The organism is Roseivirga sp. (genome assembly GCF_965216855.1).
In the GTDB taxonomy this organism is placed as follows: Bacteria; Bacteroidota; Bacteroidia; order Cytophagales; family Cyclobacteriaceae; genus Roseivirga.
On record NZ_OZ244204.1, the window covers coordinates 3,550,581 to 3,563,998 of the forward strand.

General features: G+C 42.7%; 13 protein-coding genes and 1 tRNA gene. 9 read left to right on the forward strand and 5 right to left on the reverse strand.

The window, feature by feature from the left end:
• Positions 1-6: 6 nt before the first annotated feature.
• Positions 7-591, reverse strand: a complete 585-nt coding sequence (locus tag ACOOEY_RS15740) for a hypothetical protein (RefSeq protein WP_420385679.1) — start codon at positions 589-591, stop codon at positions 7-9.
• A 116-nt stretch (positions 592-707) separates the two neighbouring features.
• Here ACOOEY_RS15740 and ubiE point away from each other — a divergent pair, with 116 nt between their 5' ends.
• From ubiE to ACOOEY_RS15765, 5 genes are all read left to right on the forward strand, one after another.
• Entirely contained in the window at positions 708-1,430 is a 723-nt protein-coding gene (ubiE, locus tag ACOOEY_RS15745) for a bifunctional demethylmenaquinone methyltransferase/2-methoxy-6-polyprenyl-1,4-benzoquinol methylase UbiE (RefSeq protein WP_420385680.1), read from the forward strand.
• The gene (locus ACOOEY_RS15750) at positions 1,379-2,119 is read left to right on the forward strand and encodes an outer membrane beta-barrel protein (RefSeq protein ID WP_420385681.1); all 741 of its coding nucleotides are present in this window, start codon (positions 1,379-1,381) and stop codon (positions 2,117-2,119) included. The genes ubiE and ACOOEY_RS15750 overlap by 52 nt, the downstream gene beginning before the upstream one ends.
• A gap of 75 nt (positions 2,120-2,194) precedes the next feature.
• A complete protein-coding gene (locus ACOOEY_RS15755; RefSeq protein ID WP_420385682.1) occupies positions 2,195-2,944 on the forward strand; it encodes an SDR family NAD(P)-dependent oxidoreductase in 750 nt (249 codons plus the stop codon).
• Between the two features lies 1 nt (position 2,945).
• Positions 2,946-3,521, forward strand: coding sequence for a hypothetical protein (locus ACOOEY_RS15760; protein ID WP_420385683.1), 576 nt, complete (start codon positions 2,946-2,948; stop codon positions 3,519-3,521).
• Positions 3,522-6,122: a M1 family metallopeptidase gene (locus ACOOEY_RS15765; protein WP_420385684.1), complete on the forward strand. Its 2,601-nt coding sequence runs from the start codon at positions 3,522-3,524 to the stop codon at positions 6,120-6,122.
• Between the two features lie 470 nt (positions 6,123-6,592).
• On the opposite strand, the gene gap is transcribed toward ACOOEY_RS15765, so the two are convergent.
• On the reverse strand, positions 6,593-7,588 hold the full coding sequence (gap, locus tag ACOOEY_RS15770; RefSeq protein WP_420385685.1) for a type I glyceraldehyde-3-phosphate dehydrogenase: 996 nt from the start codon (positions 7,586-7,588) through the stop codon (positions 6,593-6,595).
• 175 nt (positions 7,589-7,763) lie between these two features.
• Here gap and ACOOEY_RS15775 point away from each other — a divergent pair.
• Positions 7,764-7,835: transfer RNA gene (locus ACOOEY_RS15775), tRNA-Glu, on the forward strand.
• Between the two features lie 56 nt (positions 7,836-7,891).
• Here ACOOEY_RS15775 and ACOOEY_RS15780 read toward each other — a convergent pair.
• A complete protein-coding gene (locus ACOOEY_RS15780) occupies positions 7,892-8,491 on the reverse strand; it encodes a hypothetical protein (RefSeq protein WP_420385686.1) in 600 nt (199 codons plus the stop codon).
• A 1-nt stretch (position 8,492) separates the two neighbouring features.
• Complete coding sequence (treF, locus tag ACOOEY_RS15785; protein ID WP_420385687.1) at positions 8,493-9,998, reverse strand: alpha,alpha-trehalase TreF; 1,506 nt, start codon at positions 9,996-9,998, stop codon at positions 8,493-8,495.
• Between the two features lie 238 nt (positions 9,999-10,236).
• Between treF and ACOOEY_RS15790 the strand changes: the two genes are divergently transcribed.
• The 3 genes from ACOOEY_RS15790 to ACOOEY_RS15800 all read left to right on the forward strand — a co-directional run bounded on the left by ACOOEY_RS15790 (position 10,237) and on the right by ACOOEY_RS15800 (position 12,852).
• Positions 10,237-10,731 (forward strand): RNA polymerase sigma factor, encoded by a 495-nt coding sequence (locus ACOOEY_RS15790; protein ID WP_420385688.1) that lies wholly within the window; start codon positions 10,237-10,239, stop codon positions 10,729-10,731.
• A gap of 19 nt (positions 10,732-10,750) precedes the next feature.
• On the forward strand, positions 10,751-11,350 hold the full coding sequence (locus ACOOEY_RS15795) for a hypothetical protein (protein WP_420385689.1): 600 nt from the start codon (positions 10,751-10,753) through the stop codon (positions 11,348-11,350).
• Positions 11,351-11,415: 65 nt separating this feature from the next.
• Positions 11,416-12,852: an alpha/beta hydrolase family protein gene (locus ACOOEY_RS15800; protein ID WP_420385690.1), complete on the forward strand. Its 1,437-nt coding sequence runs from the start codon at positions 11,416-11,418 to the stop codon at positions 12,850-12,852.
• Here ACOOEY_RS15800 and ACOOEY_RS15805 read toward each other — a convergent pair.
• The gene (locus tag ACOOEY_RS15805) at positions 12,849-13,373 is read right to left on the reverse strand and encodes a GNAT family N-acetyltransferase (RefSeq protein WP_420385691.1); all 525 of its coding nucleotides are present in this window, start codon (positions 13,371-13,373) and stop codon (positions 12,849-12,851) included. The two genes, ACOOEY_RS15800 and ACOOEY_RS15805, sit on opposite strands and share 4 nt — an antisense overlap.
• Positions 13,374-13,418 lie beyond the last annotated feature (45 nt).

Sequence of the window (13,418 nt, forward strand, 5' to 3'; positions counted from 1 at the left end):
CTCTTTTCACTCTCTGAGCTCTTCAGGGAAATATTTATAGTCTTTGTATTTTCCCAATAATGCCGAAGACTTCTTGACTAACTCACGGCTTCTGAAAATCGCAAGATTGAACTGTTTTCTGATGTGTTGCGCCTTCTTGTATTCACTCATATCAGGGTCTGCCTTTAGATCAAAATCACGATTGTAGGCTAGTATATTGTCCAGTCGGCCCAATTCTATATAAACCTCTGCCAGGTCCCTGAATAATGCCGGTTCAAAGCTTGCGGCAATGCCATTTTCTTTTGAGGTAATCCAGGCCAGGTTTCTTACTTCTGGGCGACCGAAGCCATAAGATCCGACAAAGTCATTTCTGCTGTTTTGATAGGTGTCGATGAGCGAATCAAGGATTTCTAATTGATTTTGGTTGTAATTGGTCAACTCCGAGATATATGTCATGGCTGTTACTTCTTTGAAGATTTCATTTAACGAGGCCTCAATGAGTTTTTCGTTTTTCAGATTCTCTTTCCAGGAGTCGAGGGCCAGAGCGAGCATTACGCTGAAGACAATTAGCAGGCCTTCAAAAAATAAAAGTCTTGAGTTTTCCTTTTTCATCTTATTCAATGGACAAGTAAACGAGCATGAACCCTTGTTTATATTAACCAGAATAATCTGAACAAACTTTATAACCGGCTGTTTCCTTCGTATTATTGCACCCTAATTGAAAAGACATGGCAGTTGTACCTTACAAGGAAAAAGAGGGAGGAAAAAAAGAGCAGGTTGCTGAGATGTTCAACAACATCAGTAAGCGGTACGATTTCCTGAACCATTTCCTTAGTCTTGGCATAGATATTCTCTGGAGAAAGAAGGCCATCAGGCTTCTCAAAAAAGATCAACCCAAACAGATCCTCGATGTAGCTACAGGCACCGGAGACTTTGCCCTAGAAGCACTCGCGCTTAACCCTGATAGAGTGGTAGGGGTAGATATTTCTTCAGGCATGCTGGAGATTGGTCGTGAGAAAATGAAGAAGAAGGGTGTCGATCATATTATAGATATGCAAATGGGAGATAGCGAAAAGCTCCTTTTCGATGACAATACCTTTGATGCAGCCATCGTTGCTTTTGGCGTAAGGAACTTTGAAAATCTGCAACAGGGACTTAGCGATATGTGCAGGGTGCTGAAGGAGGGAGGAAAGATCGTTGTCATTGAATTTTCCCGCCCGAAACGCTTCCCAATGAAGCAACTCTACAATTTTTATTTTAAGTCGATTCTGCCGATAATTGGTAAGCTAATTTCTAAGGATCAATCAGCCTACACCTATTTGCCAGAGTCTGTTGAGGCGTTTCCTGATGGACAGGACTTTTTGAATATCCTTACAGAAGTTGGATTTAAGAATGTAGAATGCAGACCACTCACTTTTGGTATCAGCTCCATATACATAGGGCAAAAGTAATTTTCCTGGTCATCCTTCTTGGTACTACTGCTCTGTCAGCACAAACAAGAAGGCAGGGTGTGACGCTCCACCGCCTGGAAAGCGACAAAAAGAAAATTCAGTATGGATTCTTCCTCGGAGCACACCAAAACTACTATGGCGTTAAGTATTCCGAAGCTTTTGATACACCCCAATATGACGATATCAGTTCAGTAGTATCACAGAAAAGTGCGGGTTTTAATCTGGGCTTTATGGTTAATTTCAGGCTGGACGATCAATTCACACTGAGGACCGTTCCTGTGAAAATCGGGCTATATCAGAACACCGTAGACTACAATTATACCGATGGTACTGTGGACTCTCAGCTGATTGAATCTACCCGAATTGAACCGGGAGTATTTCTCAAATACCGTTCAATCAGGCGAGACAACTCCAGAATGTATATGGTCTTTGGTGTAAGCGCTTCAATGAGGGCCGGAAAAGAAGACCTGATTACCAATAGTGACAGACTTGAAATCAGAAGACTTAATGCCAAAGTTGAGTTTGGTATTGGTCTGGAAAGGTATTTTGAGTTCTTTAAGTTTTCTCCGGAAATCCGGTATGCCAGAGGCCTGATGAATGTGATGAATAACTCAAGCAATATTTATCACGATGGTCTTATGAGGCTTACTACTCATAATTTCACTCTTTATCTTCATTTCTCAGATTAAGCATCACTTCAAATAAATCAGGTCTTTCTTCTGATGAATTTCTGTTAAATTGGAGCTTCTCAAAAAGAATTTCAAATGCAGAAAATTGCTTTAGTGACCGGTGCAACATCCGGTATAGGATGGGCTACAGCTGTGGCATTGGCTGAAAAAGGATATGACCTGATTATCTGTGGCAGAAGGAAGGAAAGGCTAGAAGAATTATCTGCCAAACTGAAAGTAAAAACACTGCCGCTAATCTTTGATGTTCGTGACAGAGAAGCTGTAGATAGTGCCTTACAGTCAATTCCTGCCGACTGGCAGTCAATCGATGTCTTGGTAAATAATGCCGGTAATGCGCACGGCCTGTCTAAGTTACAGGATGGTAGTATTGAAGATTGGGATGCCATGATAGACATTAATGTAAAGGGCTTGCTCTATGTTACCAAGGCCATTGTGCCCGGCATGATAGACAGAGGTAGCGGTCACGTGGTCAATATTGGTTCTATTGCCGGTAAGGAGGTATACCCCAATGGTAATGTGTATTGCGCATCAAAGCATGCAGTAGATGCTATTAATAATGGTATGCGTATGGATTTGCTGGGAACAGGGGTTAAGGTATCTCAGGTATGTCCCGGATTGGTGGAAACGGAGTTCTCATTGGTCCGCTTCAAGGGAGATAACAATCGGGCCGACACGGTTTATCAGGGCTTCGATGCACTAACTGCCGAAGATATAGCTGACCTGATTCAGTTTATTGTCACCAGACCGGCCCATGTAAATATTGCAGACACACTCATCTTACCTACTGCCCAGGTGGCCTCCACCATGGTAGATAAAAAATCATAGAATGGAAGATCAGCATGAACAAGAGGGATTACCCATCCCTTCGATTTTTTTAAATACGGATACCGGTGCACCACTCGATAAATGTATTGACTGCGAATACCCTGTATTGGAGGGCGATCGCTTCTACATGATTGAAAAGGTTTTTAAAACCTATTCACAGTTGAGAACCACTGAAGTGCTCTTTGAATATGCCATCTGTTCTGTTTGCTATGAAAAGATGAAAGACGCCATGTCGCAGGAGAGTATGCAGAATTTATCTGCTTACATGATGCAGAATACCGATTTCACGAAGCTACAGGAGCGTATTGAGGAAAAGCCTGATGATCCTGAGCACTGGTTGTCTCATTGCCTGATTAAAGGGACCCACAAGGAAGAGATGAAAGAGTATCAGATGGGAGCTTGCTTTAAAGGTGACAGATTGGTAACCAACTTTATGCCTCCATTTATGATTGGTGAGCTGGCCATGGAGGAAATGAATGAATTGCTCTCCAAAGAAACCAAAGATGAAATGGATGGATTTATGGGTGAGCATTTCGGTATACCACCAGAACTAAGAAAAGACTTAATCCTTATTTAAATGAAGAGAGTATTGCTTTTGGCCCTGTTTGCGGCTCTTGTCTATTCATGTTCTTCTGAAAAGGAAACTGAGCTGGCTGCTCCCGGAGTGGCACTTGATATGGCTCAGTATCGTAAGTCTGTGGTTTCTATTGTGAACTACAAGCTCGAATTCAGAATACCATCGGCTTTTGATCAGAAGATTCAGGCACTGGAAGAACTCACATTCAACCTCACAGACAATTCAAAAGACATACCTCTCGATTTTAAAGTATCTCAAGATCACCTCAAAGGGCTACTCGTCAATGGAAAAAGCCAGCCTCTGGAGATTGTTAACGAGCATATTATGCTGAAGGCAGAAAACCTGATTGAAGGATTCAATAAGGTAGAGGTGAATTTCTGGGCGGGGGAGACCTCTCTCAACAGAAAGGAAGAATTTCTTTATACCCTTTTTGTACCAGACAGAGCAAGAACAGCATTTCCTTGCTTCGATCAGCCTAACCTCAAAGCCAACTTTGAACTTACACTGGATGTACCAGCGGAATGGAACGCCATTTCTAATGCGCCAGTGGCATTGGCCAAAGTGGAGAATAACAGAAAGAACATTCGCTATGAGAAGTCTGATTTGATCAGTACCTATTTGTTTTCCTTTGTGGCAGGGGAGTTTGAATCCATAACACAATCTGTGGAAGGTAGAACCTTTACCATGCTGCACAGAGAGACAGATGCAGAGAAAGTAAAGAGGAACAAAGACTTCATATTCTATTTGCATGCAGCCTCTATTCAATGGCTGGAACAGTATACTGGTATTAAATACCCCTTCAAGAAACTAGACTTTGCATTGATTCCCAGTTTTCAATATGGGGGAATGGAACATGTAGGAGCAATTCAATACAGAGCTAATTCACTTTTTCTGGATGAAGACCCTTCGCAAAGCCAATTACTTGGGAGGGCCAGTCTGATTGGCCATGAAGTGGGGCATATGTGGTTTGGTAACCTGGTTACTATGGACTGGTTCAACGATGTCTGGACCAAAGAGGTGTTCGCGAATTTTATGGCGGCCAAGATGGTGAATCCGAGTTTTCCAGAGATCAATCATGACCTCAACTTCCTGCTAAGACATTATCCCTCGGCCTATGGAGTAGACAGGACGGAAGGTGCAAATCCTATCCGCCAGCAGCTTCCAAACCTCAATGAAGCAGGGCAAATGTACGGTGCCATTATTTACAATAAAGCTCCTATCATGATGAGGCAACTGGAGTCATTGTTGGGAGAAGAAGTCTTTCGGTCAGGTATTCAGGAATATCTGAGCACCTATGCTATGAAAAATGCTACCTGGCCTGATCTCATCAACATACTGGATAAAAAGACAGAGGTTGATTTGAAGCGATGGAGTGAGGTCTGGGTAAATACACCAGGTCGACCTGTATTTGATCTGGATGTACAGGAGGGAGCTGACGGAGTTAATGCTTCCTTGCGCCAGGTAGATATGAGTGGGGCCGGACGTTCATGGCCCCAGGGTTTTAGGATGAAGCTTTTCAGTACCTTCAGAAAGGACAGAAAGGAGCTCCTGGTAGTTTCTGCTGATCAACCTTATGAAATGAAGCTGGATCCAACCTGGAGAGATTTTGAGATACTGGCCAACTCTAATGGAATGGGTTATGGCCTCTTCCCTGTTTCTTACGCGTTATTGACAGACCAATGGGATAGGTTGAGTGAACTTGAGAAAGGTGCTCAATTGATTAATATGTACGAAAGTCTATTGGAGCCCTCCAATCTCGGTAAAGAAGGGCAGTATAACCCAACCCGATATATAGAGATCCTTAAGTGGCTCTTGCAGAGGGAGCAGAACCAGTTGCTTATCGGACAGGCATTAGGCCAGCTAAGAAGTGTCTATTGGAATCTCCTTTCCGATAACCAGAGAAATTTAATGGCACCCGACCTGGAGCGCTTGCTGTTTCATTGTATGACTACACTGCACAGTGATCCTTCAATCAAGAAGACCTTTTTCAATACCTATAGTAGCATATCTATTACCCAACCTAACCTGAACAGATTATACAGCATCTGGTCAGAGGATGGGACGGTTAATATCGCAGGACTTAAACTATCGGAAAACGACTATATCGGTTTAGCTTCGAATCTGGCTATTAAGATGCCGGATCGAGCCGATGATATTGTGGCGCAACAATTAGAGCGAATCAAGAACCCGGACTCCAAAAGCCGGTTTGAGTTCATCGCACCTACTCTGAGCAATGATGAAACTCAGCGTGACGCCTTTTTTGAATCATTGAAGGATGAGAAGATGCGTGAGACAGAATCCTGGGTGCTGGGAGGCTTAGGTAACCTTCATCATCCTTTGCGAAGATCCTCTTCTTTGAAGTATATAGAGCCTAGTCTGGAACTACTTCAGGAAATTCAGCAGACAGGTGATATTTTCTTCCCTACCCGTTGGTTGGGTCAAACATTAGGTGACCATAATTCCAGAGAAGCAGTAGAGGTAGTGGAGAAATTTCTTGCAGCCAATCCCGACTACAATGCCCAACTCAAAATGAAGATTCTTCAGTCGGTAGATATGGCTAAAAGAGCCAATGAGATACTTGAGAAGACGGCAAAAAAATAAGCCCTCTTTCGAGCGGCCTTTTTATTCATCTCATTTTTATGACTAGATGTTGTCCTTGATTTAATCTATTGCCCCATGTTATAGCGACTCGGGTTTGTCATTTCGATTGTAAAACTAGTGGATAGACAGGATAGTTCAATGCATTACGGATTAATTATTTGTGAAGAGATTATTTCCCATCATGGTAATGGGGATATGTCGCTCCTACGGAGCTTAATTTCCATGGCATTGATTTTTATAACATCAGGCTCCTATGGAGCCAGGCTTTGGACTGATGATGTTATGCTATGTCATGTTTTGCTTTTTGGGCTAATGTGTGTTCCACTTAGCCGCAGAGTGGCGTTATGTCATGACTATTGCTCATAATGAGATTCTTCCGAGCTTCGTAGAAGCGACATAACCCAAAAACAAAGGCAATAAAAAAAGCCCTGATGTTTCCACCAGGGCTTCCATTATACTTTAGGTTTTAATTAAGCACCCAACTTAACGATCAAGTCAGCAGCTCTGTTAGAGTAACCAGCCTCATTGTCATACCATCCAACCACTTTAACCAAAGTGCCAGCGGCAGCAGTCAGTTGTGAATCGAAAATGTTAGAGTGAGGGTTTCCGATAATGTCAACTGAAACGATTGGATCTTCAGTGTACTCCAGAATACCTTTCAAAGGACCATCAGCAGCGGCTTTCATAGCAGCATTTACCTCTTCAGCGGTTACTTCTTTATTAACAACCACAGTTAAGTCAGTCAATGAACCATCCGGCACAGGAACCCTCAATGCAATACCATCGAGTTTACCTTTTAGGTGAGGTAATACCAAACCAACAGCTTTGGCAGCACCTGTAGACGTAGGGATAATAGAAACCGCACCAGCTCTTGCTCTTCTCAAATCGCTGTGAGGAGCATCCTGAATTCTTTGGTCAGCAGTGTAAGCGTGAACAGTTGAAATATATCCTTTTTCGATACCGAAAGCATCGTCCAATACCTTAGCCATTGGAGCCAGACAGTTGGTAGTACAAGAGGCATTTGAAACAATAGTTTCGTTTCCTGTCAGGATATCCTCATTTACACCTAGTACTACGGTTGGGATATTACCTTTAGCAGGAGCAGAGATAACTACTTTCTTAGCACCAGCTTCCAGGTGTCCGCCTGCACCAGCTTCATCTACAAATCTACCGGTAGACTCAAGCACAACATCAACTCCAAGGGTTCCCCAAGGAAGATTCTTTGGCTCTCTTTCAGCATAGATTTTAATTTCTTTTCCGTTGACAACGATACCATCAGCAGTAGAAGATACGGTGCCATCAAATTTGCCGTGTACTGAGTCGTACTTCAATAGGTGGGCAAGGGTAGCAGTATCTGTCAAATCATTGATAGCAACTACTTCAACATTTTCTTTGCTCAATAAGGCCTTGAAAGTCAATCGTCCGATTCTTCCAAAACCGTTAATGGCTACTTTTATTTTAGACATGTCCTTTACGGTTTTATTAGTGATTGTTGTGGCGCAAAACTAACAAAGCCCTACGCCATTTCAAATATAAATGAATGCTGAAAGAAATGGGTTCCGTTGGAATCGATTGAAATAATTCGATAAAATTATTTTTGGTTTTAAAAATCCGAAATCTATATTTGCACACCGAAAATTTGGTCCCTTCGTCTAGGGGTTAGGACGCCAGGTTTTCATCCTGGAAACAGGGGTTCGATTCCCCTAGGGACTGCAAAACAAAAAGCTCAGAAATTTCTGAGCTTTTTTTATTCCCTAAAATCTATTCTTCTATTGTTCAATATTCCCCTGAAGGTCATAGGAGAAAACAATATCAAAGTCTTCCGGATTCTTGAGGTGTACATTGCGGCCAACAAGGTCTATCTGAAAAACAATTCTACCCAGAATGATAGATTGATTCATTGCAACCAGTGCATTCAGGTTAACATCGCCAGTGTCATCTGCTGTGAAAATGGGTATTTTCGATCTGGCTCCATTGTTTTCCGTGGTGTTCTCAACATTGTTAAGAGTTACTGTGGTGAGCCGCTCAATAAATCCATTGGTTGAAACTACACTAATTGTCATTTCCAGTTGGCCTATTTCTGAAAGTCCTGTAAGGTTCTGCACATCATAGTAAAGCCCTGTTACTGCAGGATCGTAAACCAGCGTCTCAGAATTTACTCCAAAGTCTTCTGTACTTATGGGCGCAAAGTGTTCACCACCAACCGGGGAGGTGGTAGTGATATCCTGATTAGTAGGTAAGTCTGTCCAGTTCACGTCAAGTTTAGACTCCAGTTCACCTGTTACCTGCTCCAATTGCAAAGGCTCCGGTTGCTTCTGGCAAGCCATGGCTAAAACTAAGACCGGAATAATTGCCAATACTTTCCTCATACTATTCTTTTTCCTTGATCAATTTCAAAAGTACACCATTTGTCCAACCAAACCCATCCTGAACGGGATATTCTCCACCACCGCTCAGCAGTGAAGTGTCTTCTACATTGTATTTCTCCATCAGTTTGCCTGTATTTCTAAATACTTTGATGTTCAGGTTGACCCATCTTTCCTTGATTTGATCTGCCAGATCACCCAGACCATAGTTGCGTAGTCCCCAGATAGCCATCCACTGTAAGGGCGCCCAACCATTGGGAGCATCCCATTGCTGCCCTGATTCTACGTTGGTGGTTAATAGCCCGCCATCTTTTAATAGTTCTTCTTCAATTATCCTGGCCACTGATCGTGCCTGATCGCTGGAAGCTAGCTGGAAAGCTAATGGGAATACGGCAGCGGCATTAATACTTGGGCTTGGCATATGGAACATGTGCAGATAGTCGTGATAGAAGCCTGTCTCTTCATTCCAACAGTATTTTTGAATAGCATCAGCTCTTTTCTCAGCGAGGCTGGAAAAATGTGTCGATTTGTCTTTATTTTCCTTTAAAGCATAAGCTTTAGAGATCATCGTCTCCAGATGGTAAAGCAAGCAGTTCAGGTCTACCTGCACTATTTCGGTAGTGCGAATGGTGCCCAGATCGTCAGGGACTTCAAACCACCTGGAGCTAAAGTCCCAGCCAGATTCGCAAGCTGCTCTGATATTCAGAAGCGTCCTTTTACCCAGGTCACCTTTGGTTTTGATGAGTTCTACATCATCCTGATACATTTCTGCTCTCGGACTATGAATGTTATCGTAGTACCTGTTCAATATTTCATCATCAGGCATACGGACGACACGTTTATGGTCTGGCCAGGCAGATGATAATTTCTTATGACCCTCCATCCAGAACTCGTGTTCCTTTTCCATGGCGGGTAGATATTCTATGATTATCTCTTCACCTCTTTCTTCAGCCAACAGGCGCACCATCAATGAAAAGAAGGGAGGTTGAGAACGGCCAAGGTAATAAGTCCGGTTTCCGTTTGGGATAAAGCCAAAGCTCTCAATCATGTAAGCAAAGTTCTTCACCATACTCTCCACCAAATCTACTTTCCCGCTTTCTACCAGTCCAAGCATGGTAAAATAGCTGTCCCAGTAGTATATCTCATTAAACCTGCCTCCAGGCACTACATAGGCATGAGGTAAAGGGATCAGGGTGGAGAAATAGTCGGGTTCTTCAGGCTCTCTGGAAAGAATAGGCCACAGCTTTTCAATATGCTCTTCTACCGGTTTTGTTGTGTCGCTTTGGTAATTGACTTCTCGGGTAGGGGCCTGGTCGAAATAATGGTTAAAGAACTTCTTCAGGTCAAATCCTTCTACCCCTTTCTGCTCCCGGTAGGCTTTTAGAATGTCTTCCGGTTCATCGATGGCTATGGCGTCAGATATTTCCTTGCCATCGTGCCATAAGCCTGAGGCATGTAAATCAGTAAACAGTTCCTGAAAGTCTTTTTCTGAAAAAATGAGTTTGCTCATGGCTGAGGTTGGTTTTGCTTGATGAAATCTTGGGTCTTATAAATATGCTAAAAATGATTGAAGGCTTTGAAGGTTTTGGTTGAGGTAAGACTTTTTTAAACCCAGACACCTTTTTAACCTGATTATAAAACGGGCTTTAAGTACTTATTATTCAGCTTTTTTAAAATTATCAGAAAAAATCTGTACTCTGCTGTAAGAAATTCTCACCCACCCGGTACTAATGGGTCGACAGTTGGATATGACAGATTCGCAACAGCAAGAGATATTCGAGCAATGGCTTCATGAGCATAGAGGTATCTTTTTTAAGGTAATACGCTCTTACAGCTCAGTGGCAGAAGATCAGGAAGATCTCTTTCAGGAGATTGCGGTCAATGTCTGGAAATCTGTCAACAATTTCAGGAACGACTGCGCAGTTTCTACCTGGATTTACAGGATAGCCTTAAACCAGGCCATCAAATGGAGTTTGAAAACCAAAAATCAAAAGGAAAAGGAAAAAGACAGGGATTACTATCACATACTTCAACCCAAAGAGGAGCAACCCGATGAAAGACTCACCTGGTTGTATGAGCAAATACAAAAGCTCGATGAAGTAGATAAGTCACTCTGCCTGCTCTTGCTCGATGGTTTCAGCTACAGGGAAATGGCTTCTATTACGGGGATATCGGAAAACTACGTGGGAGTGAAGATTAATAGAATCAAAAAGTATCTCACGGAACAGTCTAAAAAGATGTAGAACGATGGAATTCGATGAAATGAAAAAAATATGGGATACGCAGAGTAATCAGGCCATGTATGCAATAGATGAGTCGGCATTACATGACCGTGTGATTAACAAAAGAAATAAGGCGGCAAGAATTGCCAGCCGTAGTGAGAAAATTATGATGAAGGCCCTGTTGTTTGGTACAACCGTAATTGTAGGTGCCAGTGTTTACAAAGCCGATTACGAGTTAATTCCACTGGTGTTGGCTGCAGTCATGTTGGGTACAGCAGTATTTATCTTTCTGAGAAGACAGAAAAGACTGAATATTCAAAACACTTTTGATAACAGTATTCTGGGTGATATTGATCTGGCCATAGCCAATGCAGAGTATCAGGTCAGGCTCTCCTCCATGGGAAAAGGCCTATACTTTATCGTGGCCATTTTAAGTGTGGCTTCAGTAGTAGATACATTGGATGAGTGGTATAAAGGAGCATTTCTCTCTATCTTCTTTATTGTAGGATATTTTGGAGCCCGGTGGGAACACAATACTTTCTACGTGACCCAGAAAAGAAACCTGGAGTCTATGCGCGAAAAACTCATTAACCTCAGAGGACAGGATCCACTGGCAGACGCAGAAGATGAACTGCTCTAATCTTTAATTAATCATTTGAAAATCAGGAAAATAAAATACTGAGCGAAAGCTCAGACAGGAAAACTATGTCTAATTCAGAAACCAAAAAGAATATGTTTAGAATACTGATAACCATGAAACTGGCGCTTTTTCTAAGTGCCGGTATGCAAGCCCAGCACATAGATGGAAGCTGGCAGGGTACATTGAAAGCCGGAACTAATGAAATAGGCTTTGTCTTCGATATTGAGACGGTAGACGGAAACCTTGCAGCAACCATGTCTATACCCGGAAGGAATCTTAGAAACCTGAAAGCCAAGGCAACCACCTTTGAAGATGGAGAGCTGTTTATTGACGGAAGCAACTATGGATGGGAATACAGGGGTACTTTCAATGAAGAGAAGTCAACCTTTGAAGGTAAGTTCAAAGAAGGCGTCAATCAATTACCTCTAAACCTGGCTAAGGCAGAAGCTGGAGCAAAAACAGAGGCCAGGGTAAAAAGGCCTCAGGAACCTGAAATGCCCTTGCCTTACCAGGCAGAGGAAGTAGTGTTTAAAAATGAGAAGGCGGGAATTCAACTGGCAGGTACACTCACTTTACCCGCAGGTGTAGAGAATCCACCCGTAGCCATTCTCATAACAGGAAGTGGACCACAGAATCGTGATCAGGAGATATTTGGTCACAAGCCCTTCCTGGTATTGTCTGATTACCTCACCAGAAATGGTATTGCCGTTCTCCGCTATGATGACAGAGGAGTGAATGGCTCTACGGGAGATTTTAGCGGTGCTACTACAGCAGACTTTGCTACCGATGCAATGGCCGCTGTGAACTACCTGAAGACCCGAGATGATGTTAACCTCAATCAAATCGGACTGATTGGTCATAGCGAGGGTGGAATTGTTGCCCCTTTGGTTATAACTGAAATCCCTCGTGACATTGCCTTTTTTGTGAATTTGGCAGGCACAGGTTTGTCAGGTTATGAGACTTCGTTGCAGCAGGCTTTGCACTCTGCAAAAGGCAGGGTACCTGATTTTGAAGCTTATGAGACATTTATGAGGGGAGTGCTGGATATTGCCTCTGCCAAAGAAGACATTGAAGTGGTGAGAGAGAAACTGGCAGCCCATTATATGAGTTCAGACTTCTTTCATGGTTCAATCCCTGAGGGAGCTGATAAACAAACCATTCTTAATGGTTTGATCGATGTAAGAACCAATCCCTGGACCAGATACTTCTACAATTACACCCCTGCTGATGTATACAGGAAAGTAAAATGTCCGGTGTTGTCTCTGAATGGCACAAAGGATACTCAGGTTTTTGCCAAGCCAAATCAAGAGGCTATTCGGGAAGCACTCAAGAAGGCCAGAAATAAGGATTATACCATTATGGAAATTGAAGGACAAAACCACTTCTTCCAGCAAGCCGAAACAGGAGAATCTAGTGAGTATAGTGAAATCGAAGAAACGTTCTCTCCGAAAACTATGGAAATCATAAAAAACTGGATTTTGGAAAGGACAGCAAAAGGCTAAACGAAGCGCTTCATCAACAGGTCACGCTGCAGGTCATCGCCCAGCTTAAACGGATGGTCTGCAAATACCTCAAAGCCATGGTGTTTATAAAACGCTATGGCTTTTTCATTTTTCTCCCAAACCCCCAGCCAGACACATAACAATTGTCTTGCCTTGGCTTCCCCCATGGCAAACTCGAGTAAAGCTTTTCCAAGGCCCTTTCCCTGAGCTTCCTGTACTATGTAAATCCGTTCAATTTCTAAAGCACTGTCCAGAAGTTGTTCTGTCTGGGCCGTTTTGGTATTGATCTTAAGGTAACCCAGTAGGCCGCTCTCATCCTTCAGAAAATAAAAGAAAGAGTCAGGGTGTTTAAACTCATCACTTAGCTTCTGCATACTAAAAGCCTTCTTTAGATAAGAATCGAAATTTTCAGGATCGTTCATGTTGGAAAACGTATCACTGAAAGTTTCTACAGAAAGTGACCTTAGCACCTCTAGCTCTTCAGCAGAAACCTTCTCAATCCGATAACTTCCTGAATTCATTCGTGTTAGTATTATTGAAGCTTTGACATTTCAACCCGCAATTTC

Excerpts from the sequence above, each read along its gene's own strand:
- ACOOEY_RS15755 (WP_420385682.1), top strand. The coding sequence starts at position 2,195 with ATGCAGAAAATTGCTTTAGTGACCGGTGCAACATCCGGTATAGGATGG.
- ACOOEY_RS15760 (WP_420385683.1), top strand. The coding sequence starts at position 2,946 with ATGGAAGATCAGCATGAACAAGAGGGATTACCCATCCCTTCGATTTTT.
- ubiE (WP_420385680.1), top strand. The coding sequence starts at position 708 with ATGGCAGTTGTACCTTACAAGGAAAAAGAGGGAGGAAAAAAAGAGCAG.
- gap (WP_420385685.1), bottom strand. The coding sequence starts at position 7,588 with ATGTCTAAAATAAAAGTAGCCATTAACGGTTTTGGAAGAATCGGACGA.
- ACOOEY_RS15800 (WP_420385690.1), top strand. The coding sequence starts at position 11,416 with ATGTCTAATTCAGAAACCAAAAAGAATATGTTTAGAATACTGATAACC.
- treF (WP_420385687.1), bottom strand. The coding sequence starts at position 9,998 with ATGAGCAAACTCATTTTTTCAGAAAAAGACTTTCAGGAACTGTTTACT.
- ACOOEY_RS15780 (WP_420385686.1), bottom strand. The coding sequence starts at position 8,491 with ATGAGGAAAGTATTGGCAATTATTCCGGTCTTAGTTTTAGCCATGGCT.
- ACOOEY_RS15765 (WP_420385684.1), top strand. The coding sequence starts at position 3,522 with ATGAAGAGAGTATTGCTTTTGGCCCTGTTTGCGGCTCTTGTCTATTCA.
- ACOOEY_RS15795 (WP_420385689.1), top strand. The coding sequence starts at position 10,751 with ATGAAAAAAATATGGGATACGCAGAGTAATCAGGCCATGTATGCAATA.
- ACOOEY_RS15805 (WP_420385691.1), bottom strand. The coding sequence starts at position 13,373 with ATGAATTCAGGAAGTTATCGGATTGAGAAGGTTTCTGCTGAAGAGCTA.
- ACOOEY_RS15750 (WP_420385681.1), top strand. The coding sequence starts at position 1,379 with ATGCAGACCACTCACTTTTGGTATCAGCTCCATATACATAGGGCAAAA.
- ACOOEY_RS15790 (WP_420385688.1), top strand. The coding sequence starts at position 10,237 with ATGACAGATTCGCAACAGCAAGAGATATTCGAGCAATGGCTTCATGAG.
- ACOOEY_RS15740 (WP_420385679.1), bottom strand. The coding sequence starts at position 591 with ATGAAAAAGGAAAACTCAAGACTTTTATTTTTTGAAGGCCTGCTAATT.